The following is a 20,604-nucleotide window of genomic DNA, read 5'->3' as shown; positions in this document are numbered from 1 at the left end:
AATGGTCTGTAGATGATTTTACTACAGATTCCGGCGGCCATGGCAAGCTTGGTTCTTTTTTTCGGGATCCGGCATATGATGGAATGTGACAAGCAGGCTCAGGGGGGGAATCAATGGAGCTTACACTCATTCAATGGGGTCAAGTGATGACTTTATCCATGATTGCGGTGGCACTCGGCATGGATGCTTTTTCCATGGGAATCGGGCTGGGATTGAAGCGGATTCCCGGTTCGCAAATGACGTTGATCAGTCTGTCCGTCGGCTTTTTTCATATCATCATGCCTCTTTTGGGAATGGGAATCGGGCATTTTTTGAGTACGTTGTTAAAAGATATTGCCGTCATGCTGGGAGGCATCATGCTTTGCCTGTTGGGGTTGAATATGCTGTACCAGGTTGTTAAAGGGGATGATTCAGAGGAACTTCAAGTCCAATCGTTCTGGCAAACATTGATTCTTTCATTGAGTGTAAGCATGGATTCCCTTTCGGCCGGATTGAGTCTCGGTTTTTTTTCGACAGACATGGTGCTCGCGGTTTTGTTGTTTGGTTTTGCAGGACTCATCATGGCGGGAACGGGACTGATGCTCGGACGGATTTTCGGGGGATGGATCGGTCGCTACGGGGAAGTGATCGGAGGGTTTATTCTGCTGTTTTTGGGAGGAAAATTTCTGTTTTGACCGCTGGTGCCGGAACAGAGAAGATGTGGAAGCCGCCGGGGATTTAGTGGTATGTTTTTAAAAGAAAGGGGGAAAGGGTATATCATCCATCTGTTCAACGGATACTGAAGAACAGGTGAAATTTGAGGTGAACATCATGAAAAGGGTGTTGTTTGTTTGCACGGGGAATACCTGCCGGAGTCCCATGGCAGAAAATTTGTTCCGGGAAACGGCCAGGCAAAGGAACATCCCGGTAGAGGTGAAGTCTGCCGGAATCGCCGCCATCGACGGGGCCAGACCGTCCATGCAGGCGGTGGAAGTGTTAAAAGAAAAAGGCATCAACTGCAATCATCGTTCCCGTTTATTAAATCAGCAACTCGTCGAATGGTCTGATTTGATTCTGGCAATGACGGAAGCGCATAAACAATTCATCGCTCAAAACTTCTTGCAAAGCAGGGAAAAAATATACACTTTGAAAGAATATGCTTTGTGGGGAGAGGAGTCAGAACAAATCCACAAAAAGCTGGATCAATTGTATCTCGAAGCGGAAAGCATCCGGGCAAAAATTCAGGCGCAGTATGCCGTCAAAGCGGACGAGCCTTGGCCGGACGAAGCAAAGGCCGCCCTGGAAAAAGCCCTGAAGCCGCTGAAGGAAAAAGAACAACAATTTCTGGAAGAGTTGAACGGGACATGGGATATTGAAGATCCGGTCGGCGGCAGTGTGGAGCGATACCGGGAATGCGCCTCGGAATTGAAAAAATACATTAACCGGATTTTAGACCGGTGGGAGCAGGAATCATGACCCGGCCGGATGATGGATTAATGACAGGATACGAAGATGGATCCAAGGAGGGAGATGAAAGAATGAAGCTGATCATCGGATCCGATCACGGTGGCAGAAATTTGAAAGAAGAGATTAAAGGACTGCTTGAGGAATTAAACATTGCTTATGAGGACGCGGGTTGTGATTGTGACACATCGGTGGATTATCCCGATTATGCCAAACCGGTGGCCAAACGAGTGGCCGAAGGGGAGTTTGACCGGGGAATTTTAATTTGCGGAACCGGCATCGGTATGTCGATTGCCGCCAATAAAATCAAAGGAATCCGCTGTGCGGTCGTCAGCGATGAATACTCGGCGCGGATGAGCCGTGAACACAACAATGCCAATGTCCTGGCATTGGGGGAACGGGTGGTGGGGCCCGACTTGGCCAAATCCATCGTCCGTACCTGGCTGAAGGCCGAATTTCAGGGAGACCGTCATCAGCGCCGCCTGGAAAAGATCGAGCAATTGGAAAACGAGGGATGATGATGAAAGAGGAAGTGAAAAGGGCCTTACGTGATTTATTGGCGGCAATGCCCTTGGATGCCGGACATGTTTTGGTTGTGGGCGCGAGCACCAGCGAAGTGGCCGGAAAACGGATCGGCTCCGGCGGCAGTGAGGACATTGCGCGCGAATTGTATGAGGGAATTTCGGAAATCCAAAAGCAAGCCGGCTTTCATCTGGCGTTTCAATGTTGCGAGCATTTGAACCGGGCATTGGTGGTCGAACGAAAAACCGCCGAACGTTTTGGTTGGCCGGAAGTGACGGTGGTTCCCGTGAACAATGCCGGCGGAGCCATGGCTGCTTATGCGTACAGACATATGGAGCAACCGGTGGTGGTCGAACAGATTCAGGCCGATGCGGGCATTGATATCGGGGACACATTGATCGGGATGCATTTAAAACCCGTGGCCGTTCCCGTGCGCTCCCGGCAAAAAACGATCGGACAAGCCCATGTCACGTTGGCCAAAACCCGCCCCAAACTGATCGGGGGAGAGCGGGCCGTTTATGCGTTGGAAAAGTAATCCGAGTCCAAAAAAGAGAACTTGTTTGATAAAATAGAGAAAATTAACGAACAGGACAAGGAGGCAAATCATGAAGCAATTAATCACCAGTGATCCGCAAGTGGCTGAAGCCATCCGACAGGAACTGGGGCGTCAACGGAATAAAATCGAGTTGATTGCTTCGGAAAACTTCGTATCCCCGGCTGTGATGGAAGCGATGGGGACGGTCTTGACGAACAAGTATGCGGAAGGCTATCCGGGAAAAAGATATTACGGAGGCTGTGAATATGTGGATGTGGTGGAAGACCTGGCAAGGGACCGTGCCAAGGAATTGTTTGGTGCAGAACACGCCAATGTTCAGCCTCACTCCGGAGCCCAAGCGAATATGGCTGTCTATTTTGCTGTTTTGGAGCCGGGAGACACGGTATTGGGCATGAATCTTGCCCACGGGGGCCATTTGACCCATGGAAGCCCGGTGAATTTTTCCGGAAAAATGTACAATTTTGTCGCTTATGGGGTGGATCGTGAATCCCACCGGATCGATTATGAAGAGGTTCGCAAAGTTGCATTGGAACATAAGCCGAAGCTGATTGTGGCGGGAGCCAGCGCCTATCCCCGGATCATCGATTTCAAGCGGTTCCGGGAAATCGCCGATGAAGTCGGCGCTTATCTGATGGTGGACATGGCTCACATTGCCGGACTGGTGGCGACGGGACTTCATCCCAATCCGGTTCCTTATGCCGATTTTGTCACCACCACCACACATAAAACGTTGCGCGGACCGCGGGGCGGCATGATCTTGTGCAAAGAAAAACATGCAAAGCAAATTGACAAATCCGTCTTCCCGGGGGTTCAAGGCGGACCGTTGATGCATGTGATCGCGGCCAAAGCCGTGGCACTCGGGGAAGCTTTGACCGATGAATTTAAAACCTACACCCAAAACATTGTGGACAATGCCAAAAAGTTGGCGGAATCTTTGAAAGAGGAAGGGTTTAACCTGATTTCAGACGGAACGGATAACCATCTGATCCTGATGGATGTCCGCAATTTCAACCTGACCGGTAAAAAAGCGGAACACCTGCTGGATGAAGTGGGGATCACGACCAATAAAAACGCGATTCCTTTTGATCCGGAAAAACCGTTTGTCACCAGCGGAGTCCGGATTGGCACGGCCGCTGTGACCAGCCGCGGCATGGACGGAAAAGCCATGGAGGAAATCGCGCAAATCATCGGATTGACACTGAAAAATCCGGAAGACGAAAATGCACGGGAGGAAGCCAAAAAACGGGTGGCCCGTCTGACGGAAACATACCCCTTGTATCCACAACTTTAATGGATTCCTGAGCCCGATCCGCGAGGGTCGGGTTTTTGGCAATAAGAAACATATATAAAAAAGTTGTGTACACAGGGTGAATTATGGTTATAATCAGTTGGATAAAAACAGATAAGGAAGAGGTGAAGCAAAAGTGGGTCGTGTACATGTTTTAAATCACCCGCTCATTCAACATAAGCTGACGTATATCCGGGACAAAAACACCGGCACGAAAGAGTTTCGGGAACTGGTGGATGAAGTTGCCGCTTTGATGGCTTATGAAATTACGAGAGACATGCCTTTGCGTGAAGTGGAAGTGGAAACACCGCTGGCCAAGGCCAAATGTCAAGTGTTGGCCGGAAAAAAACTGGGCCTCGTTCCGATTTTGCGCGCAGGACTCGGCATGGTGGACGGAATTTTGAAATTGATCCCTGCCGCAAAGGTGGGTCATTTGGGAATGTACCGGGATCCGGAAACCCTGGAAGCGGTGAAATATTATTCCAAAATGCCTCCGGATATCGGAGAACGGGAATTGATCGTGATCGATCCCATGCTGGCAACGGGCGGGTCGGCCGCAGCGGGAATTTCCGTGCTGAAAGAAATGGGGGCCAAACAAATCAAATTGATGTGTTTGATTGCTGCTCAAGCCGGCATTGACCGCGTGCAAAAAGAACACGATGATGTGGATATTTATGTTGCGGCAGTCGATCCGGTTCTGAACGAAAAAAGTTATATCATTCCGGGACTGGGAGATGCAGGAGATCGACTCTTCGGTACAAAATAATTTTTAGAAAAAGCCCGGTGTTTCAAGCGGAGTTTTTTTAATTGCGACAATTTGTTCATAAGTGATTTTGAGAAAACGTTGACAAAAGATAGAACGCTTCGTTACTATAGGCAGGGGGAAGGATGGAAAACTGAGAAAACTTCACTCTTGTCAATCCGGCTCCCTACAAGCGAAACTTCCCCTTTGAAAATGCTAGATGTTACGGGGGTTTTAAATTGAACGGGAATATGTGGCGGCTGTTTGCCGTGATCGGTTCCATGGGAATGGAAATCGTTCTTTTGACCTTGGGGGGAGCTTGGTTGGGGAAAAAACTGGATACGGTTTGGGGAACCCGGCCGTATCTTTTGATGGCTGGAGTGTTGTTGGGATTGGGAGTGGGTTTTTTCAGTGCCATTTACACCCTGAAAGCATTGTTAAAGGAATGAATCCTCATGGATACCGTGAAGACCATTCGGAAGCGAGTGGTATCCCTCACAACCGGACTCCTCACTTTGTTATTGATCATTTGGTTTATGACTCCGCACCAACGTATTGTTGCTGGCGTTTTCCTGGGTTTATGTGTAAGTTTGTACAATGTTTTAAATTTGTTGTGGAAAATGAAACCGGTAAAGGAAAGTGCCGTTTACTTAAAACCAGGAAGATATCGGGGAGTTGGAATCATTCATCGTTATCTCATGGTTGCCCTCGCTATCATAATTGCTGTGAAATTTCCGGAATGGATTGATCCCAGAGCAATTGTCGCAGGGTTACCAGTTTGCTATATATTCCTTTATTGCACTCAGTTTATCCAAGTGATTCGCTCTTCATCTTAAAGAGAAAGGAGTGAGGGAATGGAACTTACACCGAAGCTGCGGTTTGAAGTGGCCGGCATTCCGGTTCAATTTGACGTCACGGTCATGTTTACAACCACGGTCGCATGCATCTTGGTTTTTGTGATCGCCATGCTTGCTGCCCGTCGCCTTTCGCTTGTCCCGACCGGCATGCAAAACGTGGTGGAAATGGTGATCGAATTCACTCAGGGAATTGTCCGCTCCAACTTGTCGGGCAAAACGGCTGAACGATTCTACGGCTTTGCATTCACCCTTTTTCTGTTCATCTTTATTGCCAACCAGATGGGAGTCATGTTCAATGTCGTCGCCGAGTCGCATATATCGATTCCGTGGTTGAAAATATGGGCGGCCGATTCAGCCGGGGAAGGGGAACATTATGCGTATGCCCTGTGGAAATCGCCCACCGCGGACATCAATGTGACCATGGCCATGGCTTTTGCCATCACACTGGCAGCTCATTTCCTGGCCTTCAGAAAATCTCCCAAGCATTATCTGGCCCACTACTTCCAACCTTTCTGGCCGATGGTTTTGATGCATGCGATTGAGGAAGTGTCCAAACCCTTGACGCACGGCATGCGTTTATGGGCCAATATTTTTGCCGGTGAAGTGTTGATCCTTGTGATGGTGAAAGGCAGCTGGTTCCTGACCGGGGCCCCGTTGATTGTATGGCTGGGCTATTCCTTGTTCGTCGGAACGATTCAGGCCTATGTCTTCACCGTGTTGGCCATGGTTTACATGGCGCAAAAAATTGAAGCGTGACAATCAGAATGCAGTCTGAAGTCAATCTTGTCTGATCCGCATAAGGACAATCAAAAAAATTTTGAAACGAAAACAAATCAGAGGAGGAAATATCATGGATGTAAACATTTTGGCTGGTGCTTTGTTGCTCGCATTTGCAGCGATTGCCGGAGGATTTGGAAACGCAATGGTATACAGCCGTTATTTGGAAGGATCTGCCCGTCAGCCGGAAATGGAAGGGAAACTTTTCACCCGGGCGTTTATCGGAATTGCGTTGGTTGAGGCATTGCCGGTTATTGCCGTGGCATTTGGAGTCATGTTGTTCTTCGGTGTAATTTAATGGATCGATCCGTTTGATGGAGGCGGGGATGCAGTTGATAGTCCCCGTCTGGTCGTATTGAGGAAGAAGAAACACGATCCCGAAGGGAGTGAGTTGGATTGCTGACCATCGAAATCGGTACGATGCTGTTTCAGCTGATCGCATTTATTATTTTAATGCTTCTTGTGTCCAAGTTTGCCCTTCGTCCGATGCTGCAGGTGATGAAACAACGCACGGATCACATCGAAGGCCAGATCAAGGAAGCGGAAGAACGCAGAAAAGAAGCGGAAAAACTGCTGGAAGAACAACGGCAGGAACTGAAAAAAGCCCGTCAGGAAGCCAAAGAGATCATTGAACGTGCCAAAGCGCAAAAAGACCGCGAAGCGGAAGCGATCATCAAGCAAGCACAGGAACGGGCAGGGCGCATTCTGGAAGAGGCGACGAACGAAATTCAGCGCGAAAAAGAAAAAGCGTTGGCCAGCTTGCGTGATGAAGTCGGCGGGCTTTCCGTTCAGTTGGCGTCCAAATTATTGGAAAAAGAGTTGGACAAAAACCGGCATTCCGATTTGGTTTCCAGCTATCTTGACGAGGTAGGAAGATTGCAATGAGTAAGACAGTAGCGAGACGTTACGCCAAAGCGCTGTTTGAAGTTGCCTCTGAACAAAAGCAGATCGACGCCATTGAGAAAGATTTGAAGCGAATCACCGATACATTCGAAGCTTTCCCGGAATTGACGGAATGGCTCAGCCATCCTTCTATCGGGGACGGGCAAAAAAAGGAACTGCTCACCAAAATCTTTGATCAGTTGAACGCATATACCAAGAATCTGATGTATCTGTTGGTGGATCGCCGGCGGGAAAACGTTCTTTTTGATCTGTATGAAGAATACAAAAAGCTGGCAAATGAATCCAGAGGAATTGTCGAAGCGGTTGTCACGACGGCATTCAAATTGACCGAAGAGGATAAAAAACAGGTCAAAGCAACCTTTGAGCCAATGATCGGGAAAACCATGGAACTGGTCGAAAGAGTGGATTCCGATATCCTGGGCGGCGTTGTTGTGCAAATCGGCGACCGTTTGTACGACGGAAGTTTGCGAACCAGGCTGAATCGTTTCCAAGAACAGCTGAAACAAAATCAAGTTGGATAGATTACAGACGGAAAGATTGGGGTGACATATATGAGCATTAAACCGGAAGAGATCAGCTCCCTGATTAAAGAGCAGATCGAGAATTACCGTTCCGAAGTGGAAGTGACGGATGTCGGCACCGTCATTCAAGTAGGTGACGGGATCGCACAAGTTCATGGCCTTTCCAACGCAATGGCAGGTGAGCTGGTTGAGTTTAAAAACGGCGTCATGGGAATGGTTTTGAACTTGGAAGAACATCATGTGGGGGTTATTATTTTAGGACCTTATCAGGATATTCGTGAAGGGGACCAGGTCAAACGCACCGGCCGCTTGATGGAAGTACCGGTGGGGAAAGCGCTTCTTGGCCGTGTCGTGAATCCGCTGGGTCAGCCGCTTGATGGAAAAGGCCCCATTGAAACCACCGAATTCCGCCCCGTCGAATCTCCTGCACCGGGTGTCATTGACCGGAAATCCGTCCATGAACCTCTGCAAACAGGAATCAAAGCGATCGACTCCATGATCCCGATCGGACGCGGGCAGCGTGAGTTGATCATCGGGGACCGTCAAACCGGGAAAACCACGATTGCCATTGACACCATCATCAACCAAAAAGATGAAGACATGATCTGTGTTTATGTGGCCATCGGGCAAAAACAATCGACCGTTGCACAGGTTGTTGAAAAGCTTCGCCGCTACGGTGCGATGGATTACACCATTGTGGTGGTTGCCAGCGCTTCGGATCCGGCACCGCTTTTGTATCTCGCTCCTTATGCCGGTTGTGCAATGGGTGAATACTTCATGTACAAAGGCGGCCATGTTCTCTGCGTTTATGACGACTTGACCAAACAAGCCGCTGCTTACCGCGAGCTTTCGCTCTTGCTCCGTCGTCCGCCAGGCCGTGAAGCTTATCCGGGGGACGTGTTCTATTTGCACTCCCGTTTGCTCGAGCGGGCGGCAAAATTGTCCGACGAACGCGGCGGCGGTTCCTTGACGGCACTTCCGTTTATTGAAACCCAAGCCGGGGACGTGTCCGCATACATTCCGACCAACGTGATCTCCATCACCGACGGGCAAATTTTCCTCGAATCCGATTTGTTCCACTCCGGGATCCGTCCGGCGATCAGTGTGGGGACATCGGTATCCCGTGTCGGTGGTGCGGCGCAAACCAAAGTCATCAAAAAACTGACCGGAACATTGCGTTTGGACTTGTCCCAATACTATGAGCTGGCAGCTTTTGCCCAATTTGGTTCGGATTTGGACAAAGCCACCAAAGCGAAACTGGAACGGGGGAAACGCACCGAGGAAATTTTGAAACAGGAGGAACACCATCCGCTTCCGGTTGAGAAACAAGCGGTTTCCTTGTATCTGGTTACCCGGGGACACTTGGATGATATTCCGGTGGAAGATGTGCGCCGTTTCGAGAAAGAGTTTCACAGCTATCTGGAAACCAACGAAGAAGACATCTTGAAATCGATCCGGGAGAAAAAAGTGCTTGAAGACGAGACCGAAGAGAAACTGAAAAAAGCGATCGAAACCTTTAAAAAAGGATTTGCGGTTACCGAGAAATAAGCCGTTTCAGATAAAGTAGACAAGAGTCGCTGGCCGTCAGCGGCTCTTACGGGGAGACTGGCAGCGGAAAGGCGGTGAAAACATGGGTCAATCGATGCGTGAGATCAAAAGGCGCATTCGTTCGACGGAAAAAATGAGACAAATCACCAAAGCGATGAAGATGGTTGCAGCCGCGAACTTGCGCCGTGCACAGGAAAGAGCGGAAAAAGCGCGTCCTTATGCGGAAAAAATGCGTGAAGTGATCGTAAGCATTGCCCAAGGCACGACGAGTGCAAAACATCCCATGCTGGTATCGCGCCCCGTACGTAAATCAGGCTATCTTGTGATTACGTCGGATCGCGGCCTTGCGGGAGGTTACAACAGCAACCTGTTGCGGATGTTGCTTCAGACTTTGCATGAACGGCATCAAAGCAAAGATGAGTACGTGTTGTTTGTCATTGGTCGGAAAGGCCGGGACTTCTTGAAAAAACGCAATTATCCAGTCATTGATGAGATTACGGGACTTTCTGATTCACCTTCTTATGATGAAGTGCAAGAAATTGCGAAAAAAGCCGTTCGTTTTTATGCAGAAGAGAAATATGACGAGCTGTACATCGTTTACAACGAGTTTGTCAACCCGGTTGTTCAGCGGCCTTTGGACAAACGGTTATTGCCGCTTGCGAGCGAGGATTTGAGCGGGCAGGAACTGGGTCCGAAAACATCTTACGAATATGAACCATCACAGGAAGAAGTGTTATCCGTCTTGCTCCCCCGGTATGCGGAATCGTTAATTTACAGCGCCTTACTCGATGCGAAAGCAAGTGAATTTGCTTCCAAAATGACAGCGATGAGCAATGCAACGGATAATGCGACGGAGCTGATTGATCAATTGACGTTACAGTTGAACCGTGCGCGTCAGGCTGCAATTACTCAGGAAATCGCTGAAATTGTCGGCGGTGCATCTGCGCTAAACGGCTGAGCATGATCTTTTCACAAGCGAAGAAACCAGTGCATGGCAGTTTAAGGAGGGAATTCGATGAGTTCTGGACGTGTGCTTCAGGTTATGGGGCCGGTTGTGGACGTTGAATTTGAACGCGGACATCTGCCCGAGATTAACAACGCGATTAAAGTCAAGCGGGTGGACGGAAGCGAGCTTGTTTTGGAAACGGCTTTACATTTGGGAGATAACACGGTGCGTACCGTAGCCATGGCTTCCACCGACGGTCTGGTCAGGGGGATGGAAGCGATCGATACGGGGAGACCGATCTCCGTACCCGTCGGCCGTCCGACATTGGGACGGGTGTTTAACGTTTTGGGAGAACCGATTGATGAAGCCGGAGAAGTGAAAGGAGCCGAAAAACACTCCATTCACCGTCCGGCACCGAGCTTTGAAGAACAATCGACTGAGCAGGAAATGCTGGAAACGGGAATCAAAGTGGTTGACTTGCTCTGCCCTTATGCCAAAGGTGGAAAAATCGGACTCTTTGGCGGTGCGGGAGTGGGAAAAACCGTTTTGATTCAAGAGTTGATCAACAACATCGCACAAGAGCACGGCGGATTGTCGGTGTTTGCGGGGGTTGGTGAACGTACCCGCGAAGGGAACGACCTTTATCATGAGATGAAAGACACCGGGGTCATTGACAAAACCGTTATGGTGTTCGGACAAATGAACGAGCCACCGGGAGCGCGGATGCGTGTGGCTTTGACCGGTTTGACCATGGCGGAGTATTTCCGTGATCAAGAAGGTCAGGACGTACTGTTATTCATTGATAACATTTTCCGCTTCACCCAAGCCGGATCCGAGGTGTCCGCACTTTTGGGCCGGATGCCGTCTGCGGTGGGTTACCAGCCGACATTGGCAACGGAAATGGGTCAATTGCAAGAACGGATCACCTCCACGAAAAAAGGTTCCGTCACCTCCATTCAGGCCATTTACGTGCCGGCTGACGACTACACCGACCCGGCTCCGGCGACCACCTTTGCCCACTTGGATGCGACCACCAACCTGGAACGTCGTTTGTCTCAAAAAGGGATTTACCCGGCGGTGGATCCGCTCGCATCCACTTCCCGCATCCTGACCCCGGAAGTGGTGGGAGAAGAACACTATCGGGTTGCCCGTGGCGTGCAGGAACTCCTGCAACGTTACCAAGAGTTGCAAGACATCATTGCCATCTTGGGTATGGATGAATTGTCCGAGGAAGACAAAATCGTGGTGGCCCGTGCACGGAAAGTGGAGAAGTTCTTGTCGCAAAACTTCCACGTTGCCGAGCAGTTTACCGGTAACCCGGGTGTATACGTGCCGGTGAAAGAAACGGTTCGCAGCTTCAAAGAAGTGCTGGAAGGAAAATATGACGACTTGCCGGAAGACGCTTTCTACATGGTGGGCGGCATTGACGAAGCCATTGAAAAAGCGAAAAAACTGGGTTATACCCGCATGGTGTAGATCCCGGCATTTTTCCGGCGGATTTCCGGTGCCAACCGGATTACCGATGGATGGATACACGGCTCACTCCGCAGGACAAGGAGGTGAAGCCCTGCCAAATCCCGTGGTTGTTCCCGGGATCAGCAGGTCATGATGGGGAATAAAGTGCAGTTGGATATTGTAACACCTGAGCGGATTGTTTATTCCAAGCACATTGATATGGTGGTGACAAAGGCGGCCGATGGGGAGATTGGTGTGATGGCCCAGCATGTTCCGTTTGTGAGCCCGATTATCGGGGATATCGTTCGGGTGAAAAATGACGGATCGGAAGAGACGTTTAAAATCAGCGGCGGGTTCATTGAAGTGCGCCCCGATAAAGTCACCATTCTCGCTGAATCCGCAGAGGTATAAAAACGGATCTCCAAAAAGACACCTTTACCGAAGGTGTCTTTTTTATTTTAAGGTTTGTGAAAAATATTTCCCGCATTTGGTGAACCATCTCAGATAAGCGCTATTTTTCTCAAGGACACGATCCTTCTCACAATTGGGAAAGTAGTGTATAATCAAACAATAGAGGAGGGGATTGCCAACTTTTTAGCACTGCTTTAAAAAAGTATATTACTACTGAAAAATTAGTATTCCATTCAAAGAATGTAAGCGTTTTATTTTTGTATAGATCAAGATGAAGGAGGGGTTTGTTTGTCTGCCGTCAGTCACGGGTTCATTGCCATCTTTTTTATTCTCGGCATTGTTTTGCACATTGTGGCGCTTTCCATCGGAAAACTGCTTCGTCCCCATCAGCCTGCCCCTGATAAGGCCATTTCTTATGAAAGCGGTGTGGATCCGACCGGGGACAGTTGGATTCAGTTTAATGTCCGCTATTATTTGTTCGCGCTCTTGTTTGTCATCTTTGATGTGGAGGCGGTTTTTTTATACCCTTGGGCAGCCGGTTACGATGTTTTGCGCTCTGAGGTGGGGCTGTTCATTCTGGTGGAAATGGTTTTGTTTGTTTTCTTTCTGATCCTGGGTTTGCTTTATGCCTGGAAAAAGAAGGTGTTAGAATGGGAGTAAATTTTGAAAGATTCGCTCCGGTTGAAGAGCAGGAATTAAAGCGGAATGTGGTGACGACGAATTTGGAACAAATCAAAGCCTGGGCGCGCAGCAGTTCTTTATGGCCCCTCACTTTCGGGTTGGCATGTTGTGCGATTGAAATGATGGGCACGGGGGCCCCGCATTATGATCTCGACCGGTTTGGCGTCATTTTTCGTGCATCCCCGCGTCAGTCGGATGTCATGATTGTCGCAGGAACCGTGACCAAAAAAATGGCGCCTTTGTTGCGCAGATTATACGATCAGATGCCGGAACCCAAGTGGGTGATCGCCATGGGTTCTTGTGCCACCGCCGGCGGACCGTATGTGAAATCGTATTCCGTTGTCAAAGGCGTTGATCAAATTGTGCCGGTCGATGTCTACATTCCGGGATGTCCTCCCAATCCGGCAGCCCTGATTTACGGGATCAACAAATTGCAGGAAAAAATCCGTTATGAAGCCAAATACGGGAAGAAGGTGACGAACCGGTGAGTTCTCATGAAGAAGATCGAAAAAAATCTGAAGAAAAAGAAAAAGGGATGGAAAAGAAAAACGCATCAGACGCCGGGCCGGATTCAAATGCTTTAGAACCGGAAAAACCGGCTCCCCAATCCCCGAAGCCGAAAGAAAAAGCCGTTCCCCGACGGGCAAGGCCTGCTTCTAAACCAGCCGGCAAAGAGGAGAAAAAACCGGAAGAGCCCTCACCGCTTGAACCGGTTTTAAAACGTTTTAAGCAGGAAATCGTGGAAAAAGCAGGGGAAGACGCCGTGGTTGAAGATTATATCAACCGGGCCAGCGGACATGTTCCCACGTTTGTCATCGCCAGAGAAAAATGGCTTGAGGTGGCCCGGCTTTTGAAAGAGGATCCCTTGTTTTCCTTTGATTATTTGCGCAATCTGTCGGCTGTGGATTACCAAAAAGAAATTGAAGTGGTTTACCAGTTTTACTCTTTCAAAAAGAAACACCAGATTGCCATTCGCGTCAAAACAGACCGGGATGAGGCCAAAGTGCCGAGTGTGGCTCATTTATGGAAAGCAGCCGACTGGAATGAACGGGAAGCTTATGACCTGATGGGGGTTGTTTTTGAAGGGCACCCGAATCTGAAGAGGATTTTGTTGCCGGATGAATGGGTGGGGCATCCGCTCCGGAAAGATTACGAACCACTGGATAAGGAGGTTTAATCCTTGTGCTTAGAACGGAAGAAATGTTGCTGAATGTCGGACCTCAACATCCCAGCACTCATGGCGTGCTCCGTTTGGTCGTGAAAATAGACGGGGAAATCATTGTGGATGCCGAGCCGGTGATTGGATATCTCCACCGTGGAACTGAAAAACTGGCGGAGGATCTGAATTATACGCAAATCATTCCCTATACGGACCGGATGGACTATCTGTCCGCCATGACCAACAATTATTCCATCGTCCATGCCACCGAAAAGCTGATGCAACTGGAAGTTCCGGAAAAGGCTCAATTTTTGCGGGTCATTGTGATGGAGTTGAACCGGATTGCCAGCCATTTGGTTTGGATGGGAACGTATTTGTTGGATATCGGTGCTTTAAGCCCTTTTTTATATGCATTTCGCGACCGGGAAAAGATTTTGGATCTGTTTAATGAGTTGTGTGGTGCCCGGATCACGTTCAACTATATGCGCGTGGGCGGTGTCAAATGGGATGCGCCTCCGGGTTGGATTGACAAGGTCGGGCAATTCGTGGAGAACATGAAACGGCAAATGAAAGAATACCATGATCTCATCACCGGAAATGAAATCTTTATTCAGCGGACCAAAGGAATCGGGGTGGTTTCGCCGTCACTGGCCATTGAATACGGATTGTCGGGTGCCAATTTACGGGTGACCGGCGTGGATTGGGATTTGAGGAAGAACCAGCCGTATGCGATTTATGAACGGTTTGAATTTGATGTGCCGGTCGGGAAAACCGGAGATTTGTATGAAAAATATTTGTGCCGGATGAGGGAAATTGATGAATCGCTGAAAATCGTTGAACAAGCGGTTGCTCAGTTTCCTGAAAGCGGTCCGGTCATGGGGAAAGTTCCCCGGGTTCTCCGGGTTCCGGAAGGAGAGATTTATTGCGGTATCGAATCTCCACGGGGAGAGCTGGGCTGCCACATTGTCAGCAACGGGAAAGACAAACCGTGGCGGTTAAAGTTCAGGCGTCCGTCTTTTTATAATTTACAGATACTCCCGACTTTATTAAAAGGGGAGAATATATCCAATTTGGTGGCGATTTTGGGCGGAATCGACATTGTGCTCGGGGAGGTGGATTGTTGATGAATCCGTGGATGATCATCGGACCGGTTTTGCTTTTGCTGATCGTGCTCGGGTTTGTGACGTATGCCATTTTGTTTGAGCGGAAAGTGCTGGGCTGGATGCAAAACCGGATCGGCCCGAACCGGGTGGGCCCCCGGGGGATGTTTCAAACCGTGGCGGATGTTTTGAAGCTGCTCATCAAAGAAGATGTCATTCCCGAAAAAGCGGATGCCGGATTGTTTAAACTGGCGCCGGCAATTGCCTTTGTTCCCGCTTTTGCCGTGGTTGCGGTGATTCCTTTCACCCCTTCCATTCAGTTTTCTGACTTTGCAGTCGGTTTGCTGTATTACATGGCGGTTTCCAGCATTACCATCATCGGAATCATGGTGGGAGGCTGGTCTTCCAACAACAAATATGCATTGATCGGCGGGATGCGTTCGGCAGCGCAAATGATCAGTTATGAAATTCCGCTGGTGATGTCTGTCGTCGGGATCGCTTTGTCAGTCGGTTCTTTAAACCTTGCCGAGATTGTGGAGGCCCAAAAAGAGGTTTGGTTTATTTTCCCGCAATTTATCGGTTTTGTGGTCTTTTTGATCGCATCGGTTTCGGAATTGAACCGGACGCCGTTTGACCTGCCGGAAGCCGAATCGGAACTGGTGGCCGGTTACCACGTGGAATATACGGGTTTCCGGTTTGCATTTTTTATGCTGGCGGAGTATACCTACATTTTTGCCATGGCATCCCTGACGACCGTGCTTTATCTGGGCGGATGGAATGCACCGTTCGGCCTCACGTGGGTTCCGCCGGTCATTTGGTTTATATTGAAATTTTTGCTGGTCGTGTTTTTCCTGTTCTGGTTGAGAGCCACCATGCCGAGGATTCGTGTGGACCAACTGATGCAATTTGCATGGAAGGTGTTGTTGCCGGTGGCTCTTTTCAATATTTTGCTGACTTGTCTTTTAAAAGAAGTGCCGGTGATCGGGACTTATTATTAACGGAAACGGATTGGAGGGGAAAATGGTGCTTGGCTTGATCAAAGGGTTGGGGGTCACCCTCAAAAACATGACAAAGCCGAAGGTCACTTACCGTTATCCGGATGAGCCGCTCGAGATGCCCGACCGCTTTCGCGGAATACAGCATTTCGATCCGGAAAAATGCATTGTCTGCAACCAATGTGTCCGCATCTGCCCGACCGATTGCATTTCATTGACGGGGAAAAAGCATCCGGAAAAGAAAGGGAAAGTGATTGACACTTACGATATCAACTTTGAAATTTGCATCTTGTGCGATTTATGCACGGAAGTCTGCCCGACGGAAGCCATTGTCATGACCAATAACTATGAGCTCGCCGTTTACGGAAGGGATGAATTGTTTAAAGATTTGGAGTGGCTCAACCAAAATAACACAAAGATTCGAAAAGAAAACAGCACCAATCTCATCAAAAAACCGGGAGGAAAAAAATAATGCCCGTAAACGCTGAATTCATTGCATTTTTTATCCTTTCCGTCATGGCGATTGGCGGGGCCGTGTTCATGATCAACTTCACAAGGGTCATCCATATGGCTTTGGCGCTCGCATTCACTTTCTTCAGTATCGCAGGCATTTATTTGCTCTTAAACGCCGAGTTCTTGGCGGTGATCCAGGTGCTCATTTATACCGGGGCCATTTCGATTCTCATGTTGTTCGGGATCATGTTGACCAAACACCAGGATGAAGAGAAAAGTTCGGTCGCACCGTGGCATGCCGTGCTCGGTTTTATCGCTGTCGCCGCCTTTTTTGGCGTCATGATGTGGATCATATACCGGGTACCGGTGTGGAGCGAACCGCATAACGGGGAAGGATGGAACGTCGTCCGGCTGGGAGAGCGGGTCTTCACCGAATACGTGATCCCGTTTGAACTGGCTTCGATTTTACTCTTGGTGGCACTGGTCGGGGCAGTCATTCTGGCAAAAAGGGAGGAGAAATGAGATGGTCATCACTTCTTACCTTGCTTTGTCGGCCATCTTGTTCAGTATCGGTTTGTATGGCGTGCTGACGAAGAAAAACGCCGTGATGGTTCTGTTCTGCATTGAGTTGATGTTTAACGCCGCAAATATCAACTTTGTGGCATTTTCCAAATTCGGGCTGTTTCCCAATCTGACGGGCCAAATCTTCACGCTGTTTACGATTACGGTGGCAGCGGCGGAAGCGGCCGTGGGGATTGCCATTCTGATTGCCTTGTACCGGCAGGTGTCCACGGCGGAAGCCGACCGTTATCATTCGCTGAGAGGTTAGCGGAAGCGATCAAACTTCTAAAAAGAAGGAAGGGTCAGAAATGGAAGCAAACATGGCTCTGTTGATTCCTCTTTTTCCATTCATTGCATTTCTTTTGCTTCTGTCCGGCCGTGGATTCATCCAAAGGAAATTTGCGGCCGCAACAGGAGTGACGGCAACGTTTCTTTCTTTGTTGCTGTCCGTTTATGTTTGGTTGTCCGGGGAAACCGTCACATGGAACATTCCCTGGTTGAATCTGGGGGACGTTGCGGTTTCTTTCAGCATCCATCTGGGTTCCCTGCAAATCTTGATGCTTCTGATCATCAGCATCGTCAGTTTTCTGGTTCATCTGTATTCTTACGGTTATATGGAACGGGATGACCGGATCCGGGTGTTTTATGCTTATTTGGCTTTGTTCACTTTTTCCATGTTTGGTCTGGTCATGTCGGCCAATCTGTTGTGGATCTATATCTTTTGGGAATTGGTCGGGGTTTGTTCCTTCTTGTTGATCGGGTTTTGGTATTTCAAACCGGAAGCCAGGGAAGCGGCACGCAAGGCATTTGTCGTCACAAGAATCGGGGATGTCGGTTTCTTCATTGCCATTGTCCTGATGTTTTGGCATGTGGGAAGCTTTGAAGTTTCCGATTTGAAAACGGCTGTGGTTTCCGGGCAAATGTCCCCCGGCTTGATCACTTTGTTGGCGGTTCTCATCTTTATCGGAGCGGTTGGAAAATCCGGGCAGTTCCCGTTACATACCTGGTTGCCGGACGCCATGGAAGGTCCGACGCCGGTCAGTGCCCTGATCCATGCCGCCACCATGGTAGCTGCCGGGGTTTATCTCGTTGCCAATCTGTTTTTCCTCTTTCAGTCATCCCCTTCTGCCATGGATGTGGTGGCTTATATCGGGGGATTCACTGCGATTTTTGCCGCGACCATCGGATTGATGCAGCATGACATCAAACGGGTGCTTGCTTATTCCACGGTGAGCCAGCTTGGCTTCATGATGTTGGCCCTGGGTTCGGCCGGATATGTTGCCGGGGTTTTCCATCTCTTTACCCACGCCTTTTTCAAAGCGTTGTTGTTTTTGGGAGCCGGGGCGGTCATTGTCTTGCTCGCCCATGAACAGGATTTGCGGAAAATGGGAGGGCTCTGGAAAACCCACCGCCAACTCGGTGTCTGGTTCTTGGCCGGTTGTTTATCCATTGCGGGGATTCCGCCTTTCTCCGGATTTTTCTCCAAGGATGAGATTTTGTTTTCCGTTTACCAGGATGGAAGGACGGGGCTTTTTGTCACCGGGTTGATTGCCTCCTTCTTCACGGCTCTTTATATGTTCCGCCTTTTCTTTCTGGTGTTTGCCGGGGAACCGCGGGGACCCAAGGCTGACCGGCCGGTGCCGGCCGTGATGATGATTCCGGTGGCCGTGCTGGGGATTTTCTCGATTGGAAGCGGATGGGTCGGTTTGCTTTCCGGCGGGGGATTTGAACACTGGCTGGCCGCCGGTAACGGATCCGTTCCCGATGCCGCATCGGCTCCGGTGTGGTTGGCGGTCGTGACGGTGGCGGTTTCCCTGGCCGGGATCGGATTGGCCTGGCTGTTTTACGGAAAAGGAAAGTTCAGTGCCCGTCAGGCGGCACAAACCGTTCCCTGGCTCCATCGCCTGGTTTTGAACAAATATTATGTGGATGAATTGTATCAATATTTGTTTGTATGGACGACCAAAGGCATCGGATGGTTTTTGTCCGGATGGGACCGGTTTGTGATCGGAGGGATTGTCCGGTTTGTCGGTTGGGTCGTCCAATTGACCGGGCGTTTGGGCTCCAGGATCCAAAACGGGCAGGCACAGACTTATGTGCTGGTGAGTGTGATTGGGTTTGTCCTTTTGATGGTAGGAATGACAGCGGGGAGGTTATTTAAATGAGTCGGTTTGATTGGATGCCTTCACTGATCACGTTTCTCCCGCTTTTAGGGGTTTTGGTTCTCATTTTTCTTCCCCGTGAGAAAGTGCGCTGGCACCGGATTTGCGGGATTTTGTCCACACTTCCGCCGCTTTTGTTGTCCTTGTTGATGTATGCGCAATTTGATCAGGGGTTGAAAGGGTTCCAGTGGGTGAAATCGGTTGTCTGGTTTCAAATCCCCCTCTTACAGGGAGAACCGTGGACCTTTCATTACAGTATGGGAGTGGACGGATTATCGCTTCCTTTCATTGTTTTGACCACCCTGATCAGTGCCGTGGCTGCCGCGGCATCCGGGTTCATCAGGGAGGAGACCAAAGGGTTTTACCAGCTGTTTTTGCTCTTGGAGACAGGGATGATCGGGGTTTTTGCCGCATCCAATCTGTTTCTCTTTTTCATCTTCTTTGAAGTCACATTGATTGCCGCTTATTTTCTGATCGGAAAGTGGGGGTTTTTGGGCCGGGAGAAAGCAGCCAACCAGTTTTTGTTGTTTAACGGTCTGGGATCCGGATTCCTTCTGTTTGCCATGGTGGCTTTGCTGCTTCTCTTTGGCACGTTGGACTATTCGGCGTTGCAAGACCGGATGGATCAGGTGATGGGGCAATTTTCACTGCTGCCCCCGGCTTTGAAAACGATGCTGTGGGGAACGTTTGCGGCCCTTGTGATCGCATTTTGCATTAAGTTGCCCGTGTTTCCTTTCCACAGCTGGATGTTAAAAACGCACGTGGAAGCTCCCATCCCGGTGGTGATGATTCATGCCGGGGTCCTGCTGAAGATGGGGGCTTACGGTTTGATCCGGTTCGGGCTGGGATTGTTCCCGGTGCAAATGAAGGAAATTTCCGTCTATCTGGCCGTGTTTGGCTTGGTGAACATTTTGTACGGAGCTTATATTGCCATTGTGCAAAAAGAGTTGAAGCATGTGCTGGCTTATTCCAGTGTCAGCCATATGGGAATCATTTTGTTCGGACTGGCCGCTTTAAATACGGCCGGATTAAACGGAGCGGTTTTTCAGGCGGTGTCCCACGGTATCATCTCGGCACTGCTTTTCTTCCTCGTCGGCAGCATTTATGAGCGTGCCAAAACGACGGAATTGGACGATCTGGGCGGACTGGCCAAATCGGCACCGGTACTTTCGGGAATTTTCCTGACCGGTGGATTGGCGCTTTTGGGATTGCCTGGGCTTTCCGGTTTTATCAGCGAGTTTTTTGCTTATCTCGGCGTGTTCCAAAACCATCCGGTGATTGGAGCGGTCGGGGCACTCGGGTTGATTTTCACCGTGGTTTATGCATTGCGTGCCGTGTTAAAAACGACCTTCGGGCCGTTGCCGGAACGTTTTCAGGCGGTTGGTGATCTTTATTGGCGCGAAACCTTTCCGATGTTGGTGATGGTGATGGTGATTGTCCTGATCGGTGTTTATCCGGCCGTTTTGAGTGCACCGATGCAAGAAACGTTAGATCTTATTGTATCTCGGATCGGAGGGTAGGGGC

At 49.5% G+C, this 20,604-nt stretch carries 26 protein-coding genes; all 26 read left to right on the top strand.

Translation table 11 applies throughout. The features are described from left to right. The first annotated feature begins 113 nt into the window (after window positions 1-113). Entirely contained in the window at window positions 114-674 is a 561-nt protein-coding gene (locus I8U21_RS03125) for a manganese efflux pump MntP (RefSeq protein WP_181731301.1), read from the top strand. Between the two features lie 136 nt (window positions 675-810). Continuing rightward, on the top strand, window positions 811-1,455 hold the full coding sequence (locus I8U21_RS03120) for a low molecular weight protein arginine phosphatase (RefSeq protein WP_232337503.1): 645 nt from the start codon (window positions 811-813) through the stop codon (window positions 1,453-1,455). 62 nt (window positions 1,456-1,517) lie between these two features. Next, window positions 1,518-1,961: a ribose 5-phosphate isomerase B gene (rpiB, locus tag I8U21_RS03115; RefSeq protein ID WP_198053252.1), complete on the top strand. Its 444-nt coding sequence runs from the start codon at window positions 1,518-1,520 to the stop codon at window positions 1,959-1,961. Beyond that, window positions 1,958-2,500: a TIGR01440 family protein gene (locus I8U21_RS03110; RefSeq protein ID WP_198053251.1), complete on the top strand. Its 543-nt coding sequence runs from the start codon at window positions 1,958-1,960 to the stop codon at window positions 2,498-2,500. Before rpiB ends, I8U21_RS03110 begins: the two co-directional genes overlap by 4 nt. A 70-nt stretch (window positions 2,501-2,570) precedes the next feature. After that, window positions 2,571-3,812: a serine hydroxymethyltransferase gene (locus tag I8U21_RS03105; protein ID WP_198053250.1), complete on the top strand. Its 1,242-nt coding sequence runs from the start codon at window positions 2,571-2,573 to the stop codon at window positions 3,810-3,812. Window positions 3,813-3,945: 133 nt separating this feature from the next. Next, on the top strand, window positions 3,946-4,575 hold the full coding sequence (upp, locus tag I8U21_RS03100) for a uracil phosphoribosyltransferase (RefSeq protein WP_181731306.1): 630 nt from the start codon (window positions 3,946-3,948) through the stop codon (window positions 4,573-4,575). A gap of 215 nt (window positions 4,576-4,790) precedes the next feature. Beyond that, on the top strand, window positions 4,791-5,000 hold the full coding sequence (locus tag I8U21_RS03095) for an AtpZ/AtpI family protein (RefSeq protein WP_198053249.1): 210 nt from the start codon (window positions 4,791-4,793) through the stop codon (window positions 4,998-5,000). Between the two features lie 6 nt (window positions 5,001-5,006). Continuing rightward, a complete protein-coding gene (locus tag I8U21_RS03090; protein ID WP_181731308.1) occupies window positions 5,007-5,387 on the top strand; it encodes an ATP synthase subunit I in 381 nt (126 codons plus the stop codon). A gap of 18 nt (window positions 5,388-5,405) precedes the next feature. After that, complete coding sequence (gene atpB / locus I8U21_RS03085; protein ID WP_181731309.1) at window positions 5,406-6,164, top strand: F0F1 ATP synthase subunit A; 759 nt, start codon at window positions 5,406-5,408, stop codon at window positions 6,162-6,164. 94 nt (window positions 6,165-6,258) lie between these two features. After that, on the top strand, window positions 6,259-6,483 hold the full coding sequence (gene atpE, locus I8U21_RS03080; RefSeq protein ID WP_181731310.1) for a F0F1 ATP synthase subunit C: 225 nt from the start codon (window positions 6,259-6,261) through the stop codon (window positions 6,481-6,483). A gap of 98 nt (window positions 6,484-6,581) precedes the next feature. Beyond that, window positions 6,582-7,070, top strand: a complete 489-nt coding sequence (gene atpF / locus I8U21_RS03075; protein WP_370527016.1) for a F0F1 ATP synthase subunit B — start codon at window positions 6,582-6,584, stop codon at window positions 7,068-7,070. Beyond that, a complete protein-coding gene (locus I8U21_RS03070) occupies window positions 7,067-7,609 on the top strand; it encodes a F0F1 ATP synthase subunit delta (protein WP_198053248.1) in 543 nt (180 codons plus the stop codon). Before atpF ends, I8U21_RS03070 begins: the two co-directional genes overlap by 4 nt. Window positions 7,610-7,639: 30 nt before the next feature. Continuing rightward, a complete protein-coding gene (gene atpA, locus I8U21_RS03065; RefSeq protein ID WP_198053247.1) occupies window positions 7,640-9,157 on the top strand; it encodes a F0F1 ATP synthase subunit alpha in 1,518 nt (505 codons plus the stop codon). An 82-nt stretch (window positions 9,158-9,239) separates the two neighbouring features. Beyond that, a complete protein-coding gene (atpG, locus tag I8U21_RS03060) occupies window positions 9,240-10,115 on the top strand; it encodes an ATP synthase F1 subunit gamma (RefSeq protein ID WP_181731313.1) in 876 nt (291 codons plus the stop codon). A 57-nt stretch (window positions 10,116-10,172) separates the two neighbouring features. Next, window positions 10,173-11,579: a F0F1 ATP synthase subunit beta gene (gene atpD, locus I8U21_RS03055; RefSeq protein WP_181731314.1), complete on the top strand. Its 1,407-nt coding sequence runs from the start codon at window positions 10,173-10,175 to the stop codon at window positions 11,577-11,579. A gap of 132 nt (window positions 11,580-11,711) precedes the next feature. Continuing rightward, entirely contained in the window at window positions 11,712-11,969 is a 258-nt protein-coding gene (atpC, locus tag I8U21_RS03050; RefSeq protein ID WP_198053246.1) for an ATP synthase F1 subunit epsilon, read from the top strand. Between the two features lie 288 nt (window positions 11,970-12,257). After that, window positions 12,258-12,629 carry an NADH-quinone oxidoreductase subunit A gene (locus tag I8U21_RS03045; RefSeq protein ID WP_181731316.1) on the top strand — a complete coding sequence of 124 codons (372 nt, stop codon included), beginning with the start codon at window positions 12,258-12,260 and terminating at the stop codon, window positions 12,627-12,629. Further along, window positions 12,620-13,138: a NuoB/complex I 20 kDa subunit family protein gene (locus I8U21_RS03040; RefSeq protein ID WP_181731317.1), complete on the top strand. Its 519-nt coding sequence runs from the start codon at window positions 12,620-12,622 to the stop codon at window positions 13,136-13,138. The genes I8U21_RS03045 and I8U21_RS03040 overlap by 10 nt, the downstream gene beginning before the upstream one ends. Next, on the top strand, window positions 13,135-13,827 hold the full coding sequence (locus I8U21_RS03035; RefSeq protein WP_309544763.1) for an NADH-quinone oxidoreductase subunit C: 693 nt from the start codon (window positions 13,135-13,137) through the stop codon (window positions 13,825-13,827). Before I8U21_RS03040 ends, I8U21_RS03035 begins: the two co-directional genes overlap by 4 nt. Before the next feature lie 5 nt (window positions 13,828-13,832). Beyond that, the gene (locus I8U21_RS03030; RefSeq protein ID WP_181731318.1) at window positions 13,833-14,933 is read left to right on the top strand and encodes an NADH-quinone oxidoreductase subunit D; all 1,101 of its coding nucleotides are present in this window, start codon (window positions 13,833-13,835) and stop codon (window positions 14,931-14,933) included. Then, on the top strand, window positions 14,933-15,907 hold the full coding sequence (gene nuoH / locus I8U21_RS03025; RefSeq protein ID WP_181731319.1) for an NADH-quinone oxidoreductase subunit NuoH: 975 nt from the start codon (window positions 14,933-14,935) through the stop codon (window positions 15,905-15,907). Before I8U21_RS03030 ends, nuoH begins: the two co-directional genes overlap by 1 nt. Window positions 15,908-15,932: 25 nt before the next feature. Next, window positions 15,933-16,376 (top strand): NADH-quinone oxidoreductase subunit NuoI, encoded by a 444-nt coding sequence (gene nuoI / locus I8U21_RS03020; protein ID WP_037996710.1) that lies wholly within the window; start codon window positions 15,933-15,935, stop codon window positions 16,374-16,376. Next, entirely contained in the window at window positions 16,376-16,879 is a 504-nt protein-coding gene (locus I8U21_RS03015) for an NADH-quinone oxidoreductase subunit J (RefSeq protein WP_198053245.1), read from the top strand. Before nuoI ends, I8U21_RS03015 begins: the two co-directional genes overlap by 1 nt. Window position 16,880: 1 nt before the next feature. After that, window positions 16,881-17,186: an NADH-quinone oxidoreductase subunit NuoK gene (nuoK, locus tag I8U21_RS03010; RefSeq protein WP_181731321.1), complete on the top strand. Its 306-nt coding sequence runs from the start codon at window positions 16,881-16,883 to the stop codon at window positions 17,184-17,186. A 40-nt stretch (window positions 17,187-17,226) separates the two neighbouring features. After that, complete coding sequence (gene nuoL / locus I8U21_RS03005; RefSeq protein ID WP_181731322.1) at window positions 17,227-19,083, top strand: NADH-quinone oxidoreductase subunit L; 1,857 nt, start codon at window positions 17,227-17,229, stop codon at window positions 19,081-19,083. Beyond that, a complete protein-coding gene (locus I8U21_RS03000) occupies window positions 19,080-20,600 on the top strand; it encodes a complex I subunit 4 family protein (RefSeq protein ID WP_198053244.1) in 1,521 nt (506 codons plus the stop codon). Before nuoL ends, I8U21_RS03000 begins: the two co-directional genes overlap by 4 nt. The last annotated feature ends 4 nt before the right edge of the window (window positions 20,601-20,604 follow it).

It is taken from the genome of Thermoactinomyces sp. CICC 23799 (assembly GCF_016055145.1).
In the GTDB taxonomy this organism is placed as follows: Bacteria; Bacillota; Bacilli; order Thermoactinomycetales; family Thermoactinomycetaceae; genus Thermoactinomyces; species Thermoactinomyces intermedius.
Note: the sequence above shows the minus strand (reverse complement) of the source record. Positions and strands in the feature narration are given on the sequence as shown.